Annotated in this window: 1 protein-coding gene and 2 pseudogenes; 1 reads left to right on the top strand and 2 read right to left on the bottom strand. The window is 46.9% G+C overall.

Going from position 1 to position 1485, the window contains the following annotated elements:
* Positions 1–157, bottom strand: a pseudogene (locus tag DZ54_RS27645) (IS256 family transposase); the annotation flags it as partial.
* A gap of 163 nt (positions 158–320) precedes the next feature.
* Here DZ54_RS27645 and DZ54_RS0117235 point away from each other — a divergent pair.
* Positions 321–1316: an ABC transporter substrate-binding protein gene (locus tag DZ54_RS0117235; protein ID WP_025675463.1), complete on the top strand. Its 996-nt coding sequence runs from the start codon at positions 321–323 to the stop codon at positions 1314–1316.
* A gap of 75 nt (positions 1317–1391) precedes the next feature.
* On the opposite strand, the pseudogene DZ54_RS25105 reads toward DZ54_RS0117235, so the two are convergent.
* Positions 1392–1485 (bottom strand): annotated as a pseudogene (locus DZ54_RS25105) (IS5/IS1182 family transposase); the annotation flags it as partial.

Genomic DNA, 1485 nt, shown 5'->3' with positions numbered 1-1485 from the left:
CTGCCTCTAAATGCGCGTCTAGCTCAGCTTTTATTGCAGCTTCGGTTAGCTGTTTGATCAAAGGTGTTAAGACGCCATCTTTGCCAGTAACACCTTTGCCACTACGAAGCGCTTCTAGGGCAGCTTCCATATCGAGTTCTATTTTCTTGTCGGTCATGTATCATTCCTCTTTCGACCATTCTAACGAAATGACACAGAATTCTGAACACTACCATGGAGAGCTCGCATTGATCGGACATTAATCACATAGCGAGCGCTAACACTTTCATTAGTGGTCTAATATTATTGATGACGAATGTTCAATAAAGAAGGGAAGCACTATGTACAAACGACTACTCTCTGCTGCCATACTGACACTGTCTGCGGCATCCGCCAGTGCCGACAATCATGGATGTGGCAATGTCACGATTGCCGATATGAATTGGAACTCAGCGAGTCTGATTGCCAATATTGATCAGTTTATTTTAGAGCACGGCTACGGCTGTGATGCCGAACTCGTGCCTGGCGATACTATGCCAACCGGCACCTCAATGATAGAAAAAGGCGAGCCCGATATTGCCCCCGAATTTTGGAGCAATTCGATGCGTGAAGGCCTTCAACGTGGCATCGACGAAGGACGTGTTCGCTACGCTGGCCAAGCCTTTATTGAAGGCGGCGAAGAAGGGTTTTGGATCCCCAAATATATGGTTAATCAGTATCCAGAGCTTAAAACCATTTCGGGCATTAAAGCCAATGCTGACCTCTTTCCTCATCCAGAAGACGCATCAAAGTCGGCGTTCTACGGTTGTCCGGCTGGGTGGAGCTGCCAAATTACCTCGGAAAATAATTTCCAGGCACTGGATCTCGCTGACAGTGGCTTTGAAATAGTCGATCCGGGTTCGGGGGCTGGCTTAGCAGGCTCGATTGCGAAAGCCTATGAACGTGAAGAAGCTTGGTTTGGTTACTATTGGTCCCCCACCGCTGTACTAGGCAAGTACGAAATGGTTAAAGTGGATTTTGAAACGGGGACCGATGCTGATCACTACAAAACATGCATCACGTCTAACGAGTGCATGACGTCGAAAGCAACCATGTATCCGGCAGCTGATGTTGAGACTGTCGTTACAGAACGCTTTGCTAAACGTGCCCCTGAGGCCATGACTTATATCGAAAATCGCGGTTTTACCAATGCGAAAATGAATGGATTACTGGCGTGGATGGAAGAGAACCAGGCTGATGGCGAATACGCGATGACTCACTTCCTGATTAATTATGAAGATATTTGGACCCAATGGGTGCCAAATGACGTGGCGAACAAAGTAAAAGACGCGCTGTAATATAGTACCCGCGCAGTATTGCCGCTGTGCGGGTTCTCTTCTAGGGCGTGTTGATCTTTGCTGTACACATTTTATTCAGCAATACATCGGCAGCCACATTATAGTAAACGCCAGTGATACCATACTGGCGTAATTTCTTGCTAACTTATCATATCTCGTTGATATTGCT

It is taken from the genome of Salinivibrio socompensis S35 (assembly GCF_000513715.1).
Taxonomy (GTDB): Bacteria; Pseudomonadota; Gammaproteobacteria; order Enterobacterales; family Vibrionaceae; genus Salinivibrio; species Salinivibrio socompensis.
This window is presented reverse-complemented; position numbering and strand designations above follow the sequence as displayed.

Bases quoted from the DNA above. Each gene is read 5' to 3' on its own strand.
- DZ54_RS0117235 (WP_025675463.1), top strand. From the start codon at position 321: ATGTACAAACGACTACTCTCTGCTGCCATACTGACACTGTCTGCGGCA.